Below are 17750 nucleotides of genomic sequence, written 5' to 3'. Positions count from 1 at the left end.
TTTATTGTGTGTTCCTTATATTGGTGATTTGGCGTGAAAGAAAAAACTCTGCAAGCGCCAAATCTTCTGGCTGAGTTACTTTGATATTGTCTGCACGCCCTTTTACTAATAGAGGTTCATATCCAGCAAATTCCATTGCTGATGCTTCATCAGTAATAGTTGCTTTTTCTGAGAGTGCATTTTCTATATTTTGTTTTAATAACAAGGCTGGAAAGAACTGTGGCGTTAAAGCATGCCATAGTGTTGTTCTCTCTACTGTTTGTTCAATATGATTATCTTGTTGATGGCTACGTTTCATCGTATCACGTACAGGAGTTGCAAGAATACCACCGCAAAACTGTGGATCTGAAAAGTTTTCATCAATTAATTTAATAAGATGATCAAGGTCGCCAAAATGCAAGCAAGGCCTAGCTGCATCGTGGACAAGAGCCCAAGTCTTATCAGAAAAATGCTGAGTGACGTACTCTAAACCCGATAATACGGAGTCCGCACGCTCCCCTCCGCCATTAACTGTAATGATCCTTTCATCTTGAGCTAAAGGCAAAGCTTGAAAATAATGATCATCCGGGCTAATTGCCACAATAATTTTCATTATGCGTGGGTGTTTTAATAAAGCATTAATGGTATGTTCAAGAATAGTCAATCCACCAATCTTCAAATATTGTTTTGGGCAGATTGATTGCATTCGACTTCCGATACCAGCAGCCGGAATAACGGCAACAATAGGAAGAGTAGAGTTTGTTATATTCATTATGGTATTTGTATCAGGACACACTATTAATTCAATAAATTAACGACGTGGTTGAGACTTATCATTCACAATACGGAAGAAGGTCTCATTAGGCTTAATCATCCCTAATTCACTACGAGCGCGCTCTTCTAACGCTTCTTGCCCGCCATTGAGGTCATCAATCTCTGCAAATAGACGATCATTACGCTCTTTTAACTGCGTATTTTGCGCCAATGCAGATTCAACTTCTTGACTTACTTTGTTGTAATCATGGATACCATTTTTACCTAACCACAATGAATATTGTAGCCAACCAAGTAAAATCAGAAGTAAGACTGTTAATTTCCCCATTACCACCCCCAAGATTAATGGGCTAATCATCCCACAACTCAACCACAGACGCCACAAAAGCGCTGGAATATATTACATTATTATTTGTATTCAGCTCACTATAAACGTGGGGCACTTTTGTAATATTCAGATTAAGGCTTAATTTTTTCTTATTAAGATAAATCACAATGGGCTTAATTGATAAATAAATCCATTTCAGACGAAAAGACTTAATGATATTTAAGCAGATGAGATGGTAAATGTGTTTTATAAATATAACTCATTGATAACTCTACACATCCCCATTTTCATAGGGTCTTTGTGTAGAGATAATTGAATTTTAATTCGAAACTAACGGTAGATTTGATATTGCTGTAGGTATGTGAGAATTTGCTGAGTAAGTTTATTAATAGAGAGTGTACCATCTAAATGTAATTCAGGATCAACAGGGCGTTCATAAGGTGAATCAATACCTGAAAATTGTTTTATTTCACCGCGTCTTGCCTTTTGATAAAGCCCTTTCGGATCACGATCCTCACAAATATGAAGGGGAGTATCGACAAAGATCTCAATAAATCGACCTTGCTCAAAATGACGTCTAACTTGTTGCCTATCTTCTCGATAAGGTGAAATAAAAGCAGTTAAAACAATAAGCCCCGCATCTACCATCAATTTAGCGACTTCACCCACACGGCGGATGTTTTCATGTCGATCTTCTTCGCTAAACCCAAGATCACGGCATAATCCATGGCGTAAATTATCGCCATCTAATAAATAGGTGTGAATTGGCGAATCGGAGTGTTGATAAAGTGCTTGCTCTAATGCATCAGCAAGCGTGGATTTACCCGATCCGGATAATCCAGTAAACCAAAGCACACATCCTTTGTGTGCTTGCTGTGATTCACGATCGTTTAATCCAATTTTATGCGAATGCCAGACAATATCTTCACTTATCATCTTTATTTTCCTCCAAGAAGATCTCTTGCTCCCCAATGCGGAAAATGACGACGGATAAGCTGATTAAGCTCAACTTCAAAAGCATCGTATTGTGTCGTAGTTTGTATAGGCGTATTGCGAGTTTCTCGAATAAGCCCCGCCCCTACCGTGACATTGCTTAACCTATCAATAAAAATAAGCCCTCCCATATCGGCATTGGCTTGATAGTTATCAAGCACCAAAGGCTCTTCGAATGAGACTTCAACACTACCTATTGCATTTAAACTTAAATTATCTGTAACTTGTTGAGTAAGCTTATTCACATCTACTTGATAATGAATATTCTCTATTTTTGCTCGACTCTTTTTGCCTGCAATCTTGATATCAAGTATATGCCCTTGAACTAAGGGTTGCTCTGACATCCATACCACATCTATCAATGCATGAGTGCTAATATTGGCAGTTGTATCACTACTATCAACAATAATATCTCCACGACTAATATCAATTTCATCAGTTAAAACAAGTGTAATAGCTTGTCCCGCACTCGCTTGGGTTAAATCACCATCAAAAGTAACAATACGTTTGATAGTAGAACGTTGCCCCGAAGGTAATACTTTGATTTGTTGTCCTTGGTAAATAACACCAGAAGAAATCGTGCCACTGTATCCTCTAAAATCTAGATCAGGGCGATTTACATATTGCACTGGGAAACGTAGCGATTGTGTAGATGATCCCAATTTAACTGGCGCGTCTTCTAATAGTGAAATCAAAGTTTTCCCTTGATACCAAGGCATATTCAAGGAAGGTAAAACGACATTATCACCATCAAGCGCAGAGATAGGTACAAATTCAATGGTTAGATCTGTAGGAAGTTGATCGGCAAATTTAAGATAATCTTGTTTGATCGAGTCAAAAATAGCTTGTTGGTGATCCACTAGATCCATTTTGTTAATCGCCACAATCAGATGGCGTATCCCCAAAAGTGTGCTGATAAAACTGTGACGTCGCGTTTGCTCTTGTACGCCTTTACGAGAGTCGATCAGCAGAATAGAAAGTGTACTGGTTGATGCTCCTGTCGCCATATTACGGGTATATTGGGCATGTCCGGGTGTATCAGCAATAATAAATTTGCGTTTTGCCGTTGAAAAATAACGATAAGCAACATCAATCGTGATCCCTTGCTCCCTTTCCGCTGCTAATCCATCCACCAGCAAAGCCAGATCGAGCTTTTCACCTTGAGTACCTATTTTTTTACTTTCCGTTTGTAATGTAGAAAGCTGATCTTCGTAGATCTGCCTTGTATCATGAAGCAAACGCCCTATTAATGTGCTTTTACCATCATCAACATCACCACAGGTTAAAAATCGTAATAACCCTTTGTTTTGTTGCATTTTAAGATAGCTTTCCACGCCACCAAAATGTGCAATCTCACCAGCAATAAGTTGATTTGTTTTCACGACTGCAAGTCCCATATATCCTCCAATTAAAAGTAACCTTGACGTTTTTTCAGCTCCATTGAAGCGGACTGATCACTATCAATTAAACGCCCTTGTCGTTCACTGCTGGTGGAAATCAGCATTTCCTCAATAATGGCAGGTAGCGTTTCGGCTTGTGAAGGAATGGCTCCTGTTAATGGCCAGCATCCTAAAGTTCTAAATCTCACTTGTTGCTGAGTGATAACTTCACCCGGCTTAAGATCAATTCTGTCGTCATCAACCATAATTAATGTGCCATCACGCTCAATAACAGGTCTATTTTTTGCAAAATAAAGAGGAACAATATCGATATTTTCTAAATAGATATATTGCCAAATATCGAGTTCAGTCCAGTTAGATAATGGAAATACTCGAATACTTTCACCTTTATTAATTTGGCCGTTATAGTTTTTCCATAATTCAGGACGTTGATTTTTTGGATCCCAACGATGAGATCTATCTCTAAATGAATAAATACGTTCTTTGGCTCGTGATTTTTCTTCATCACGACGAGCGCCACCAAATGCCGCATCAAAACCATATTTGTCTAAAGCTTGTTTTAACCCTTCTGTTTTCATGATATCCGTATGTTTTGCACTACCATGAATAAACGGATTAATTCCAAGCTCTTCACCTTGTGGATTGCGATAAACCTTAAGATCAAAACCATACTCTTTAGCTGTTTTATCTCGAAAATCATACATTTCTCGAAATTTCCAGCCAGTATCAACATGTAGCAAAGGAAAAGGTAATTTAGCGGGATAAAATGCCTTGCGTGCTAAATGCAACATCACCGAGGAATCTTTGCCTATTGAATAAAGCATGACGGGATTTGCAAATTCAGCGACTACTTCACGCAGAATATAAATACTTTCTGCTTCTAATTGCTGGAGATGCGTTAACTGTGTTTCATTCATAACAACCTCGTTTAGGCAAAATGAACCAAAGATGAATGGTGCGAAGGTAAAGACGGATAAGCGTGTCTATCGCCAAACCACGCAAGTTGATGGTGCAATGCAGCCACCTCTCCTACAATTAATAGAGCCGGAGTGGGCGCTTTTTCTGCCAATTGCGCTAATTGCGTTAAATCACCCGTGAAAACTTGCTGATCACGGCGTGTGCCACAACTAATAACAGCGATAGGTGTTAATGGAGAACGTCCGAGTTTGATTAAACGCTGACTAATCAGTTCTGCTTTTGTCGTTCCCATATAAATAGCGAGTGTGTGATTAGCTTGCGCTAACGATGCCCAATCTGGTTCTATTCCATCAGCTTTACAATGTCCTGTCATAAAAGTGACACTTTGAGCATATTGTCGGTGAGTTAACGGTATCCCAGCATAAGCACTTGCTCCGCTGGCAGCGGTGACTCCTGGTACAACCTGAAACGCAATACCATGCGCGATAGCAATTTCGATTTCTTCGCCACCACGTCCAAAAATAAAGGGATCTCCCCCTTTTAACCGAACAACTCGTTTACCTAATTGCGCATATTTCACAATCAGTGCATTTGTTTCCTCTTGAGAAACACTGTGATGTCCAGCTCTTTTGCCCACACAAATAGTGTCAGCATCGCGTCGTACCAGTTCTAAAACTTCTGGGCTTACTAAACTGTCATAAAGGACGACTTCAGCTTGTTGAATAACCTGTAAACCACGCAATGTTAATAAACCTGCATCACCAGGGCCTGCCCCAACTAATGCGAGTTCACCTTGTTGACTCTCTTTTTGTTTTAATTGTTGTTCAAGTTGGGCCTCGGCTTGAACCAATTGATCACTCGCCACTAGAGTGGCAAATTTACCACCGAAGGCTTGCTCCCAAAAACGACAACGCGCTTGAAAAGTATTTAAGTGTTGTTTCACTTTATGGCGCCATTTTCCTGCAATTGTCGCCATTGTGCCTAATGAACTTGGCAATAAAGCTTCTAACTTCTCACGTATCATACGAACTAAAACAGGCGCTTTTCCCGCCGAGGAAATCGCAATCAAAATAGGGTTTCTGTCAATAATGGCAGGAAAGATAAATGAGCATTGAGGCTGTGAATCCACAACATTGACAAAAATATGTCGTGCTTGTGCATCAAGATAAACTTGTTGATTAAGTACACTGTCATCTGTAGCTACAATAACCAACATCATTCCTAATAGATGTTCAGATTGATATTTTGCTGACACCCATTCAATTTTATTTTGCTGATAAGCAAGATGTAATTCGTCACATAATTGAGGAGCGATCACTCTTAATCGAGCACCTGCTCTTAATAACAGCAAAGCTTTACGCGCAGCAACATGACCACCACCCACCAATAACACCGGGCGTTCTTTTAATTCCACAAATAAGGGTAGGTAATCCATACGCGTATCTCACCTTCGCTGTTCACTTTATGAGTAACGACTATAAAAGGTGCTTTAGGGCTTATGAAATGACAAAAAGCTATGTGATGGAACAGAAAGGAATAAGGAAAAATAAAATGATTTCAATGAGTTATTTTTCAAAACGACAAATAGGGCAATAGATTGAACTATTACCCTAATTATTTCATTGATAAATAATGGCGTTATTCGTGTAACCCACACTCACGTTTTAAGCCAAAAAAACGAGTTTCTTCTTCACTCATACCTTCTTCCCATTTTCGGGTTGTATGAGTATCACCCACAGAGAGATAACCTTGCTCCCATAAGGGGTGATAAGGTAAATCATTTTCTTTAAGATACTGATGAATTTGCTTATTATCCCAATCTACTATCGGTAAAAACTTAAAGATCCCTTTTGAGATTGAAAGCACTGGTAAATGCTCACGGCTTTTAGATTGTTGTCGGCGAAGACCTGCAAACCATGTTTGAGCCTGTAACGTTTTTAATGCTCTCTCCATCGGCTCAACTTTATTGATATCGTTATATCGCTCAATGCCGTCTATGCCATTTAACCAAAGTTTACCGTAACGGGCTTCTTGCCAAGATGAAGATAATTCAGCTCGATACACCTTTAAATTAAGTTGTAACTGTTGAGTCAATGTATCAATAAACTGATAAGTCTCAGGAAACAAATAACCCGTATCTGTCAAAATCACAGGAATATCAGGATATTGCCTTGTAATTAAATGCAAACAGACTGCAGACTGAATACCAAAACTAGAGCTTAATACATAAGCTTTAGGCAAATGCGTTAAAGCCCAAGTAATACGTTCAATAGCGGTAAGTTGCTCAAGTTTTTGATTAATTTCAGCTAACGTTTTTTGTTGTTCTTCTATCGATAATAACCTTAGTTGTTCAAGCTGAAATATATTCATACCGCCTCCTGTATTTCATAAAAATCCACGGCAGAATTGAGTACAGGTTTAACAACATCGGTACGAATAAGAAAATCACCAAACCCTTCATTGTTATGGCGAGAAATGGCCCAATCACCAATCAATGAATCAAGTATCGCTATAATTTCTTGCGAGGTAATATTTTCACGATACATTCTAGGTATGCGTGTACCAATACGATTACCGCCTAAATGTAGGTTATAACGATCGGGCGCTTTCCCCACCAGCCCAACTTCTGCCAGCATAGCGCGACCGCAACCGTTCGGGCATCCTGTTACACGAACAACAATGTACTCATCACTCACTCCATGTTTTGTCATCAAACTATCAAGTGTATCAGTGAATGAAGGTAAAAAACGCTCTGCTTCAGCCATTGCCAATGGGCAAGTTGGAAAAGAGACACAGGCCATTGCATGTTCACGCAGTGGGGTCACCTTGTCATCAATTAATCCATATCGACGAGCAATAGCTTCAATATTTGCTTTTTCATTTTCAGGTACACCCGCCACAATCAAATTTTGATTGGCAGTAAGACGAAAATCACCTTGATGAATTTTAGCAATTTCAGCCACACCCGTTTTCAATGGAGCATCAGGCTTATCAATCAATCGACCACTTTCAATAAATAAAGTAAGATGCCATTTATCATCAACACCTTTTAACCAACCAATTTGATCGCCTCTATGTGTAAATTCATAAGGTCGAATAGCATCAAAAATAACACCTGAGCGACGTTCAACTTCCTGCTTAAATGTTTCTATTCCAACACGTTCTAATGTGTATTTTGTTTTTGCATTTTTACGTTCAGTACGATTTCCCCAATCACGCTGGGTCGTCACAATCGCCTCAGCAATTGCTAAGGTTTTTTCAATAGGGATATAGCCAAATTCACTGGCTAAGCGAGGAAAGGTATTCTTATCACCATGAGTCATCGCAAGACCGCCCCCCACCAGTACATTAAACCCGACAAGACGCCCATTTTCAGCAATTGCAATAAAATTCATATCATTAGCATGAAGATCGACATCATTATGAGGCGGGATCACCACCGAGGTTTTAAATTTCCGCGGTAAATAGGTTTCTCCTAAAATAGGCTCTTCATCTGTTGTTGCAATTTTTTCTTTGTCTAACCAAATTTCAGCATATGCATGAGTGCGTGGTAATAAATGCTCTGATATTTTTTTTGCCCACTCATACGCTTCTTGGTGTAATGAAGATTGCACTGGATTTGAAGTACATAAGACATTACGGTTAACATCATTCGCTGTTGCTAGAGAATCAAGTCCTGTGGCGGCTAACATTTGATGGGCAGGTTTTACATTACCCTTTAAAATGCCATGAAATTGAAAAGTTTGGCGGTTAGTAATTCGAATACTGCCGTAAAGTGTATTTTCTGTCGCAAACTGATCAATGCTAAGCCACTGTTTAGGTGAGATAATACCACCGGGTAAACGACAACGTAACATCATCGCATGACGAGGCTCTAACATTTGCTCCGCACGTTCTGCACGAATATCTCTGTCATCTTGTTGATACATGCCATGAAAGCGGATCAATAGAAAGTTATCGCCTTCAAACCCACCTGTTAAACCATTTTGTAAGTCTTCTGTAATAGTGCCGCGTAAAAAATGACTCTCTTTTTTCATGCGTTCACTATCGGCCAGTTTCCCTTCAACCACTAAGGGCGCTTGAGTATGTGATTTCATTTAATAGACATCCCTCTGATAACGCCGTTCTAGACGTAGCTCACTTAAATATTCATCTGCTGCTTCACTATTTTTATTGCCATACTCCATCACAATATCTAACAACGCTTGTTCAACATCTTTTGCCATATGTGATGCATCACCACAGACATAAAGATAAGCGCCTTGTTGTAACCATTGCCAAATATCACTACCACGTTCACGTAATTTATCTTGTACATAAATTTTATGTGCTTGATCTCGTGACCATGCTAAATCAATATGGGTTAACAGGCCGCTTTTGACATAACGTTGCCATTCCACTTGATAGAGAAAATCTTCAACAAAATGAGGGTTACCGAAAAATAACCAGTTTTTACCTGTTGCACCGTCATTTTCGCGCTGTTGCATAAAGGCTCTAAAAGGTGCAATACCTGTACCTGGCCCAATCATAATCACAGGTGCATCGTTATTGTTTGGTAAACGAAAATGTTCATTTTTTTCAATAAAAACATTGACGGTATCGCCTTCTTTCAAGTTATCCGCTAAAAAGCCAGAGGCACCACCAGTATACGCACGCGAGTTTACGTCATAACGCACAACGCCTAATGTAAGGTGTACTTCGTCTTCCACTTCTTGTTGTGATGATGCAATAGAGTAAAGGCGAGGAGTAAGAGGACGTAAAATATCCACAAAATCTTGTGCCGTTGGCTGAGCACAATATTGGCGCACCATCTCATTAATAGGGTGTTTTTGTGCATATTGCTGAAGCTTTGTTTTATCAGCAATAAGTGACAATAAATCTTCATGGCGTGTAAGTTGCGCATAAGCCTTGACGATAGGCGCGCTATTTTGAGTCAATTCACAATGATGTAATAAGGCTTCTTTTAAGGTGAATGTTTGAGATTTTAACGTGACAGTTTCATCACCTTTTAGCCACAATAATGTAATAAGTTCATCGACTTTTTCAGGCGAATTATTAAACCAAACACCCAGTGCATCACCAGGTTGATATTGCAAATCAGAACCTTCAAGACTGATTTCAATATGGCGAATATCTCTATCCGAATTTCGACCTGTGATTTTTTGATTAGTCAGTAATGTGGCAGTAAAAGGCGCATCACGATGATAAATAGAAGTTTCTATCGTATCTGTCGTACCTGACTGCGTTTGCTGTAATACTTGCGTACTCTGTGCAGGTACTTTTATTTTTAAGATCTCTGTAAGCTGTTTTATCCATTCATCCGCAATGGCCTGATATTCAACATCAGCATCAACTCTAGGTAATAAGCGCGTTGCACCAAGTTGGGCAATTCTTTCATCAAAGTCTTTGCCTGCCTTGCAGAAATGTTCGTAAGAAGTATCGCCTAAACTAAATACCGCATAAGACGTTTCCTTCATTTCAGCTGCTTTTTTAGAGTGCAGATATTTATAGAAAGCAATCGCTTCTTCTGGAGGCTCACCCTCTCCTTGTGTAGATGCAATAATAATTAAAGTTGTCGCTTTATGGATCTGCTTAAATTTATATTCACTAGCAGAGTACAACTCAACATTCAATTTATGAGCAACTAGATTATCTCGTAATTGTTCTGTCAGATGGCGGGCATTACCAGTCTGAGAAGCAGAGATTAATGTAATAGTCTCTTGTTCAGGAACTTGTGGTGAAACAACCGCTGTTGACACGGGTACGGCAGCATGATCCAACTGCCCCCATAAATACCCAGATAACCACGCAATTTGCGCTGTTGAGAGATCTTTTGTTGCATCCTGTAATTTATTCAATTGCTCCGGTGTTAATGGAAGCATTGATAATAATGGGGGTTGATTGCTCATTTATCCTGCCTTAAAAAAGCGAAGCACTTATCTGTGCTTTATTGTTCTTTGATAATATTTCTAATATTGAGAGGGTATCTCACGACTAGAAGGTGAATTAAAGACCTGTTGGCTCTATCTAATAACCTTAAATGCTAAATTTATTTATCGGTTTCCTTTACCAATAAAATTAATAAGCAAAAAGGAACATAACAAGTCATTAAGATTAAGGGAGATTAGGCGTGATACGCTAAATCGGCTACACTGGTAGACTTCGTTCTATTTGTGTCTTTTTTTTACTAATTAAGTCAAGAGAGTTTTGATGACAACCACCATCTTTAAAGATTTTCAGTTTGAAGCTGCCCACCATTTACCGCATGTTCCTGAAGGCCACAAATGCGGACGCCTGCACGGACACTCCTTTTTGGTTCGATTAGAGCTAACAGGTGAAGTTGATACACTGTCAGGTTGGCTTATTGATTTTGCTGATGTTAAAGCCGCATTTAAACCCACTCTTGAGCGCCTTGATCACTACTATCTTAACGAAATTGAAGGCCTTGAAAATCCGACCAGCGAAGTGCTCGCAAAATGGATTTGGCAGCAAGTAAAACCAGTATTACCATTATTATCTGCGGTAATGGTGAAAGAGACGTGTACAGCAGGATGTATTTATCGCGGTGAATAGATCTGTATTAAGATTAAACCGTTATCACCTAAAAAAAATCAGCCTTTTATTGGCTGATTTTTTTCATATTAAAAGTCTGATCACGCAATATTTAAATACTTATGCGTTTGCATTGAGAAACGCCAATTACGTTCAATACAAGTTTTAATACATAATGCCGTTGCACTCTCTTTACAACTAATGGGCTGTAAAGCAACAACAGGTGCAGGTTGTTCTGTGCGTAATGCCAATAATGTATCCAACGCTTCAATATCTTTTTCACGTCCAACAGGATGTTTTATTTCATTAGCACGATTGATAGCGTTTGATAAAACACTAAAACCACCTCGCATTCCCACTTTAGGTGAGAGTGTGACCCATGTTTTTTCACTACATAGAATGTCATGAGTACCGCTGGTTTCTATCTGGCAGACAAAACCCGCTTGCTCTAATCCTTGCGTTAAAGGACGCAAATCATATAAACAAGGTTCCCCTCCCGTGATAACAACGTGTTTTGCACTATAACCTTGTTGCTGAAAAAGTGATAAAATTTCAGCAACACTGGCTTCGCCCCAAGTATCGCTTTCTTGCGTTTTAATCGGGATATCACCAAGAGGAACTTTTTTTTCGTCCTCTTTTTCCCAAGTATGCTTTGTATCACACCAACTACAGCCGACTGGGCAACCTTGTAATCGAACGAAAAGCGCAGGAACGCCAGTAAAAACACCTTCACCCTGTAAGGTTTGAAACACTTCATTAATGGGGTATTGCATAAGAAACTCTGATATCCAATGAATGCTGATGATTATTACAGATAACTATCTCACCGTAAGAGGCTTTATGATAAGGTACATGGTTTGTTTTGAATAGCTAACGTGCGAGAAGACACTGAAAAAGAGGATAGAGTTCCTCCGTTGGACAGAGATGGGAATACTTTAGATGCAAAAAGAGAATCAACTTTCACGAGGATTATCAGGGCGGCACATTCGTTTCATGGCGCTAGGCTCTGCGATCGGGACAGGTCTATTTTATGGCTCAGCTGCAGCCATTGAAAAAGCAGGTCCCGCAGTATTATTGGCTTACCTTATCGGTGGTGCTGCGGTATTTATGGTTATGCGTGCATTAGGGGAAATGGCCGTTCATCATCCTGTTGCGGGCTCTTTCTCACAATATGCTAGCCATTATATGGGGCCTTTAGCAGGCTTCTTAACCGGCTGGAACTACGTTTTTGAAATGCTGATTGTTTGTCTAGCTGACGTCACAGCATTTGGTTTTTATATGAAACTTTGGTTCCCTGATGTCGATCAATGGATATGGGTATTAGGCATAGTTTGCTTTATTGGTGCCTTAAACCTTTGCCATGTGAAGATATTTGGGGAAATGGAGTTTTGGCTTTCTATTGTTAAAGTCACTGCTATTATCGCAATGATCATTGGTGGTGTTGTTATTATGATGTATGGCTTTGGCCAACAAACTGAGCATCCTATTGGTATCTCTAACTTATGGGAGTTTGGTGGTTTTATGCCAAATGGTATTGAAGGGGTTATCGCCTCGCTTGCCATTGTGATGTTTGCATTTGGTGGGATTGAAGTCATTGGTATTACTGCCAGTGAAGCTAAAGATCCTGAGAAAACCATTCCTAAAGCTATCAATGCTGTACCGTTTCGTATCTTATTATTCTATGTTCTAACAATATTTATTCTAATGTGTATTTTCCCTTGGCAACAAATCGGCCATAACGGTAGCCCATTTGTACAAATTTTCTCAAATCTAGGGATCAATTCAGCTGCAAATATCTTAAACCTTGTGGTTATTACAGCCGCAATTTCTGCAATTAATAGTGATATCTTTGGGGCGGGTCGTATGATGTACGGTATGGCTCAAGAAGGGCAAGCACCTAAATCCTTTATGAAGCTTACCCGTAATGGCGTGCCTTGGATGACAGTACTAGTAATGTCAGTGGTACTGTTACTTGGCGTAGTGCTTAATTATCTTATTCCAGAGCAAATCTTTGTTTTAATTGCCTCTATTGCGACATTTGCAACAGTTTGGGTTTGGTTAATGATTTTACTTTCACAAGTCGCTATGCGTCGTAAGATGAGCGCTGAAGAAGTAAAAACACTTAAATTCCCAGTACCACTATGGCCTGTTGCACCAGCACTAACTATCGTCTTTATGGCGTTTGTTATCGCAATCTTAGGGTATTTTGAATCAACTAGAATGGCATTGATTGTGGGTATGGTATGGGTAGCGATTTTAACTATCGGCTACTATGTGGGTATCAAACCAAGAATGAACCAGAAATAAATCATATTTCTGAGTTAACCAATATTTAAGTTGGGCAATAAAGGCTGTGGATAATTTCACAGCCTTTTTCTTTATTACATAATAGCGATTGTTACTAAGCCAGTGCTTGTTCTAGATCTGCAATTAAATCATCCACATCTTCTAGGCCAATTGATAAACGAACCAAACCGTCACTAATGCCATGTCTTTGCCGTTCTTCTACACTATAAGTAGCATGAGTCATTGTCGCTGGATGTTGAGCTAAAGATTCGCAGTCTCCTAAGCTCACAGCTCGACTAAAAAGATTTAAGCGATTGAGAAACTCTCTACCTGCTTTAATGCCTCCTTTTAACTCAATAGCTATCATACCTCCAGCTAACCGCATTTGACGTTTAGCTAGTTCATATTGAGGAAAAGAAGTCAGCCCAGGATAATAAATAGTTTCGACTTTAGGATTATCTTCAAGGTATTGTGCTATACGTTGTGCATTTTCGCAGATCTGCTCCATTCTTATGCCTAACGTTTTTATACCTCGTAATATTAACGAGGCATCGTGAGGAGACAAACAAGCCCCTGTCATATCCTTTAAACCCTCAACACGTATTTTATTGGCTAATTCATGTGTAGTAATAATTGCACCCGCAGTCACATCGCCATGGCCTGATAAGTATTTGGTCATAGAATGCACAACAATATCTGCACCAAGTTTTAAGGGTTGTTGTAAATAAGGTGAACAGTAAGTGCTATCCACTATCACTAAAATATTATACTGATGAGCTATTTCTGATATGTTTGCTATATCACTGACACGCATATTAGGATTAGCAGGAGTTTCAAAAAAAATTATTTTTGTTTTCTCAGTAATCGCTTCTTTCAGTTTTTTTAGATTAGTTAAATCAACGTGTTTTATTTTAATGCCAAACTTGGCAAGCCCATGATTAAAAAAAGTAAAAGTACATCCATAAAGTGTCATATCTGCAATCAATTCATCACCAGGCTGAAGTAACGACCAACAGGTTGATGTAATCGCGCCCATTCCTGAAGAAAAAACAACTGCACCTTCACCATCTTCTAATTGTGCTAAACGTTTTTCTAATAAATTTAATGTAGGATTAGAAATCCGTGAATAAAAATGTCCTTTTTGCCGCCCTGCAAAACAATCAGCTCCATATTGAGCCGTCGGAAAAACAAAAGTAGACGTTTGAAAAACAGGAGGCACTAACGCCCCCTGAGAGTCTAACGGAGAATAACCATAATGTATTGCTTGAGTATTAAAATGTTTATTACCTTGCGTCATTACATCTCCTAATTATTAATTAGTTTTCTATTCGTTGGTTATTTTCCCCGATAATTTGAACTGTTCTTAGAATAATAGAAATTCCTTTAAGCGTATCAGGATTTCTTAATAATGCAAAAGTTGATCCTAAAGTATATTTTTTATCTTGATAAATAGATTCTTTCTTTGCCATATTATAAGCGGCACTTAATTCCCATACTGGAATTAATGTTTCTTCAAATGCGACCGACAGTTTTTCAACCGTTGCGTTATCCATAATATCTATTGAATCTGATATTAAAGATAATAAATCGACGATATTATCAAACCGCTTTAATGCTAATAATGGTCTTGCTTTTTCTAATAAATGTTGAAGATGTAATTTATCTTCATCCGTTAACAGTTGAATATCTGCTGGGCTTAAATTATTTTCACTCATTATTGTATCCCCTATAATAATCCTCTAACTGTTGCCCAATATAAACCTCTGTTATAACTATTACGTAATAATCCCCCTAACTTTGTTGGCGGTGTAGGTATTACGTCGTGCTTATAATCATATTGTAATGGCATTCCTGCTGATAGCCCCATTTGTGCAACGGCTTGTACTCGACCATCATAAATAGTGGCAGGATAACCATAGCGCAGTTCACCACAGATATTATTAGCAATTACACCGGCTTGGTTATGACAGCTACCACCGGCTTTACTGATCGGTAAATCAACGGTATCACCAATAACATAAACTTGGTTTAATCCATAAACTTGTAATGTTTCGGGATCTGTAGGTAACCACCCCTCACCGTTATTATGTTCACTTAAACCCGTGTTACGAATAGCTTCAACCGCAGTAATTGGCGGAGTACTCATCAGAATATCAAACGGCTCTGCTTCACCCTCTTTTGAGTAAGCTATCTTTTTATCTGGATCAACATGGCTTAATGTAAATCCACGTTTAGCTTTAATATCTCGCTCTGAAAATACCGCAGGAAGGACTTCGCAAACCTCTTGTTGCATAAACAAACAGTTTCTTAAAAGTTGAGCAACTGTAGGATAGGTATAAACAATTTCAATATTTTTTCTTACTCGACGTTGACGTAATAGTTCATCAAGCATCAAGGTTGTTTCCATTGGAGCAATACCACATTGATGAGGCACATTCGGCGTTTCAGGAAAACTCACTGTAATAAATACACGCCCTTTTTCAATTGTCGCAAGTTTATCAGCGAGCGCTCTTGCTGCTTCATATTGATAAAAATGACTACCTGCTTCTTTTAAACCTTCAATTCTATGAGGGCTAGGAACACAGCCAGTTGCCAAAACTAAGAAATCATAATTATATTTTTTCTTGGACTCGCAATAGATAACTTTATTGTTAAAGTCAAAACGCTCAGCTTTATCTATAACAAATTCAATTTCAGGTCTTAATAAACTTCTTTCTGATCGCATTAACTCTTCTTTTAAAAAGAGATTAAATGCAATATACATAAATGCAGGCTTGTAATAATGATGAGGGTTATCTGAAATAAGTGTTATTTTAATTTTATTTGAAAATATTTCTTCATTTAATTTTTTAGCCAGGATATTAGCAAGAATAGTTCCGCCGGTACCACCGCCAATAATAACTATATTTTTTGTTGGCATTTTATTTCCTATATCTAGTGATATTAGATAGACAAAAAAAAGTATAGTAAAAGGCATTAATATAACAAATAGATTAAATAGATAAATAAACTATCTTTAAAATAATTATTCTAATTGATAATCGTTATAATCATATCGAATTTAAATATTTAAATTTAATATTAACTATCGTTATCATCACTCACTAATAAAATGTTGCAATTAAAGGATGATGATCTGAAGCATCAGTGATCAGCACTTCTGCATTATTTAGCGATAATCCGCGATAGAAAATATAATCTAACGGTTTACCAAATGCTTTAGTACGCCAATCATTATCAAAAATAACCTCTTTAAGTCTTAACCTTCTCGCAAAACGCTTTAATACATTCACTCTAGGACGACTCCATGCATTAAAATCACCTGCAAGAATAATAGGGCCTTTATGGTGCATGATATGAACAGATAAATTACTTAATTGACGCTGATACACATCAACACCAAAACTAAAATTAATCGCATGCACATTAATCACCATTAGATGATCACCCGTGATCAGCGGATATACCGTAATTAATGCTGATTTTGATAAACGTAGAAAAGGTTCTTTTTCTCTTAAAGGACAACAATAGATAGGATGAGAACTTGATAAAGTCATTACCCCCGCGGGATGTTGCTGAAAAGCTAAGGCAGGTACTTGATCTGCGATTAAATGATGGGTTCCTGCAAAACGAACAAGTTCAGGCGTAGTTTGAGCCTCTTGCAATAAAAGTAAATGCGTATCGGTTGATAAGATCTCTAACATATTGCGCCAATTTGGTCTTTGCTGTTTATAGATATTCCAAACCGCAATTTTTAGCGTGCCTTCTGTATAAAGAGGCATTCCAATAGGTAACGTATCCTTTCTTTCACTTAAAGGCGGGCTTGGTTCAATCCTTTCTACAGGTTGACCTGCCACAAAACGTACTGAATAAGTCGGTTTCTTCGCCATTAACAACCTCAGATAAGCAGCAAGATTTCTTGCTATAACTTAAGTATACCAAAGCCTAGCGCTACCCTCATCTTTTAAAAGGACATCATAATCAACAAAAGTAATTATTTTTATATGAATTAGTTATTTTTACTTAATTTTATAGATTTAATGTCTGTTTATTCTTAAATTTTAAGCAAAAAAAAACCTAAGTCATTAGACTTAGGTTTCTTAATGTTGGCGGAACGGACGGGACTCGAACCCGCGACCCCCTGCGTGACAGGCAGGTATTCTAACCAACTGAACTACCGCTCCGCGTATTCTTTTCGCGATTAATGTTTTCCAACACTAATGCTTTAATTTAATGCCTGGCAGTTCCCTACTCTCACATGGGGAGACCCCACACTACCATCGGCGCTACAACGTTTCACTTCTGAGTTCGGCATGGGATCAGGTGGGACCGCTGCGCTATGGCCGCCAAGCAAATTCTGTTTTATTACCCGTTATTTTGTATCTCTACACAATAACCAGCAATATTCAATCTTAAACAAGCTTACTTCATCTACTCTTTGTCTCTCAGACAAAACACCTTCGGTGTTGTCAGGTTAAGCCTCACGGTTCATTAGTACTGGTTAGCTCAACGTATCGCTA

General features: G+C 38.5%; 16 protein-coding genes, 1 tRNA gene and 1 rRNA gene. 2 read left to right on the top strand and 16 right to left on the bottom strand.

Going from position 1 to position 17750, the window contains the following annotated elements; genetic code table 11:
• Position 1: 1 nt before the first annotated feature.
• The 9 genes from ispD to cysJ form a co-directional block, all read right to left on the bottom strand.
• A complete protein-coding gene (ispD, locus tag DK866_RS16330) occupies positions 2-751 on the bottom strand; it encodes a 2-C-methyl-D-erythritol 4-phosphate cytidylyltransferase (protein ID WP_109409750.1) in 750 nt (249 codons plus the stop codon).
• A gap of 39 nt (positions 752-790) precedes the next feature.
• Positions 791-1081, bottom strand: coding sequence for a cell division protein FtsB (gene ftsB / locus DK866_RS16325; protein ID WP_072070183.1), 291 nt, complete (start codon positions 1079-1081; stop codon positions 791-793).
• Between the two features lie 330 nt (positions 1082-1411).
• Positions 1412-2017 (bottom strand): adenylyl-sulfate kinase, encoded by a 606-nt coding sequence (gene cysC, locus DK866_RS16320; protein WP_109409749.1) that lies wholly within the window; start codon positions 2015-2017, stop codon positions 1412-1414.
• Between the two features lie 2 nt (positions 2018-2019).
• Complete coding sequence (gene cysN, locus DK866_RS16315) at positions 2020-3471, bottom strand: sulfate adenylyltransferase subunit CysN (protein ID WP_109409748.1); 1452 nt, start codon at positions 3469-3471, stop codon at positions 2020-2022.
• 11 nt (positions 3472-3482) lie between these two features.
• Positions 3483-4391, bottom strand: coding sequence for a sulfate adenylyltransferase subunit CysD (gene cysD, locus DK866_RS16310; protein WP_109409747.1), 909 nt, complete (start codon positions 4389-4391; stop codon positions 3483-3485).
• An 11-nt stretch (positions 4392-4402) separates the two neighbouring features.
• The gene (cysG, locus tag DK866_RS16305; RefSeq protein WP_109409746.1) at positions 4403-5827 is read right to left on the bottom strand and encodes a siroheme synthase CysG; all 1425 of its coding nucleotides are present in this window, start codon (positions 5825-5827) and stop codon (positions 4403-4405) included.
• 203 nt (positions 5828-6030) lie between these two features.
• Positions 6031-6762, bottom strand: a complete 732-nt coding sequence (locus tag DK866_RS16300; RefSeq protein ID WP_109409745.1) for a phosphoadenylyl-sulfate reductase — start codon at positions 6760-6762, stop codon at positions 6031-6033.
• Positions 6759-8489, bottom strand: coding sequence for an assimilatory sulfite reductase (NADPH) hemoprotein subunit (cysI, locus tag DK866_RS16295; RefSeq protein ID WP_109409744.1), 1731 nt, complete (start codon positions 8487-8489; stop codon positions 6759-6761). Before cysI ends, DK866_RS16300 begins: the two co-directional genes overlap by 4 nt.
• Complete coding sequence (gene cysJ / locus DK866_RS16290; RefSeq protein ID WP_109409743.1) at positions 8490-10301, bottom strand: NADPH-dependent assimilatory sulfite reductase flavoprotein subunit; 1812 nt, start codon at positions 10299-10301, stop codon at positions 8490-8492.
• Between the two features lie 301 nt (positions 10302-10602).
• On the opposite strand from cysJ, the gene queD reads away from it, so the two are divergent.
• Entirely contained in the window at positions 10603-10965 is a 363-nt protein-coding gene (gene queD / locus DK866_RS16285; protein WP_208624189.1) for a 6-carboxytetrahydropterin synthase QueD, read from the top strand.
• 80 nt (positions 10966-11045) lie between these two features.
• Here the strand turns inward: queD and queE are convergent, their stop codons facing one another.
• Positions 11046-11717, bottom strand: coding sequence for a 7-carboxy-7-deazaguanine synthase QueE (gene queE / locus DK866_RS16280; RefSeq protein WP_109409741.1), 672 nt, complete (start codon positions 11715-11717; stop codon positions 11046-11048).
• Between the two features lie 166 nt (positions 11718-11883).
• Here queE and DK866_RS16275 point away from each other — a divergent pair, with 166 nt between their 5' ends.
• Positions 11884-13251: an amino acid permease gene (locus DK866_RS16275; protein WP_109409740.1), complete on the top strand. Its 1368-nt coding sequence runs from the start codon at positions 11884-11886 to the stop codon at positions 13249-13251.
• 94 nt (positions 13252-13345) lie between these two features.
• Here DK866_RS16275 and DK866_RS16270 read toward each other — a convergent pair whose 3' ends face one another.
• The 6 genes from DK866_RS16270 to rrf all read right to left on the bottom strand — a co-directional run bounded on the left by DK866_RS16270 (position 13346) and on the right by rrf (position 17581).
• Entirely contained in the window at positions 13346-14527 is a 1182-nt protein-coding gene (locus tag DK866_RS16270; RefSeq protein WP_109409739.1) for a methionine gamma-lyase, read from the bottom strand.
• A gap of 19 nt (positions 14528-14546) precedes the next feature.
• Entirely contained in the window at positions 14547-14945 is a 399-nt protein-coding gene (locus DK866_RS16265) for a hypothetical protein (protein WP_109409738.1), read from the bottom strand.
• An 11-nt stretch (positions 14946-14956) separates the two neighbouring features.
• Positions 14957-16150 carry an NAD(P)/FAD-dependent oxidoreductase gene (locus DK866_RS16260; RefSeq protein WP_109409737.1) on the bottom strand — a complete coding sequence of 398 codons (1194 nt, stop codon included), beginning with the start codon at positions 16148-16150 and terminating at the stop codon, positions 14957-14959.
• 184 nt (positions 16151-16334) lie between these two features.
• The gene (locus tag DK866_RS16255) at positions 16335-17120 is read right to left on the bottom strand and encodes an endonuclease/exonuclease/phosphatase family protein (RefSeq protein WP_072070197.1); all 786 of its coding nucleotides are present in this window, start codon (positions 17118-17120) and stop codon (positions 16335-16337) included.
• Between the two features lie 217 nt (positions 17121-17337).
• Positions 17338-17414 (bottom strand) — tRNA-Asp (locus DK866_RS16250).
• A 51-nt stretch (positions 17415-17465) separates the two neighbouring features.
• Positions 17466-17581: ribosomal RNA gene (gene rrf, locus DK866_RS16245) — 5S ribosomal RNA — on the bottom strand.
• Between the last annotated feature and the right edge of the window lie 169 nt (positions 17582-17750).

The sequence above is a fragment of the Proteus genomosp. 4 str. ATCC 51469 genome, from assembly GCF_003144375.1.
In the GTDB taxonomy this organism is placed as follows: domain Bacteria; phylum Pseudomonadota; class Gammaproteobacteria; order Enterobacterales; family Enterobacteriaceae; genus Proteus.
This window is presented reverse-complemented; position numbering and strand designations above follow the sequence as displayed.

What these genes read in the sequence shown, in the direction of transcription:
- queE (WP_109409741.1), bottom strand. Translation starts at nt 11,717, where the DNA reads ATGCAATACCCCATTAATGAAGTGTTTCAAACCTTACAGGGTGAAGGT.
- DK866_RS16270 (WP_109409739.1), bottom strand. Translation starts at nt 14,527, where the DNA reads ATGACGCAAGGTAATAAACATTTTAATACTCAAGCAATACATTATGGT.
- ispD (WP_109409750.1), bottom strand. Translation starts at nt 751, where the DNA reads ATGAATATAACAAACTCTACTCTTCCTATTGTTGCCGTTATTCCGGCT.
- DK866_RS16255 (WP_072070197.1), bottom strand. Translation starts at nt 17,120, where the DNA reads ATGGCGAAGAAACCGACTTATTCAGTACGTTTTGTGGCAGGTCAACCT.
- DK866_RS16265 (WP_109409738.1), bottom strand. Translation starts at nt 14,945, where the DNA reads ATGAGTGAAAATAATTTAAGCCCAGCAGATATTCAACTGTTAACGGAT.
- DK866_RS16300 (WP_109409745.1), bottom strand. Translation starts at nt 6,762, where the DNA reads ATGAATATATTTCAGCTTGAACAACTAAGGTTATTATCGATAGAAGAA.
- cysD (WP_109409747.1), bottom strand. Translation starts at nt 4,391, where the DNA reads ATGAATGAAACACAGTTAACGCATCTCCAGCAATTAGAAGCAGAAAGT.
- DK866_RS16260 (WP_109409737.1), bottom strand. Translation starts at nt 16,150, where the DNA reads ATGCCAACAAAAAATATAGTTATTATTGGCGGTGGTACCGGCGGAACT.
- cysI (WP_109409744.1), bottom strand. Translation starts at nt 8,489, where the DNA reads ATGAAATCACATACTCAAGCGCCCTTAGTGGTTGAAGGGAAACTGGCC.
- cysC (WP_109409749.1), bottom strand. Translation starts at nt 2,017, where the DNA reads ATGATAAGTGAAGATATTGTCTGGCATTCGCATAAAATTGGATTAAAC.
- queD (WP_208624189.1), top strand. Translation starts at nt 10,603, where the DNA reads ATGACAACCACCATCTTTAAAGATTTTCAGTTTGAAGCTGCCCACCAT.
- DK866_RS16275 (WP_109409740.1), top strand. Translation starts at nt 11,884, where the DNA reads ATGCAAAAAGAGAATCAACTTTCACGAGGATTATCAGGGCGGCACATT.
- cysG (WP_109409746.1), bottom strand. Translation starts at nt 5,827, where the DNA reads ATGGATTACCTACCCTTATTTGTGGAATTAAAAGAACGCCCGGTGTTA.
- cysN (WP_109409748.1), bottom strand. Translation starts at nt 3,471, where the DNA reads ATGGGACTTGCAGTCGTGAAAACAAATCAACTTATTGCTGGTGAGATT.
- ftsB (WP_072070183.1), bottom strand. Translation starts at nt 1,081, where the DNA reads ATGGGGAAATTAACAGTCTTACTTCTGATTTTACTTGGTTGGCTACAA.
- cysJ (WP_109409743.1), bottom strand. Translation starts at nt 10,301, where the DNA reads ATGAGCAATCAACCCCCATTATTATCAATGCTTCCATTAACACCGGAG.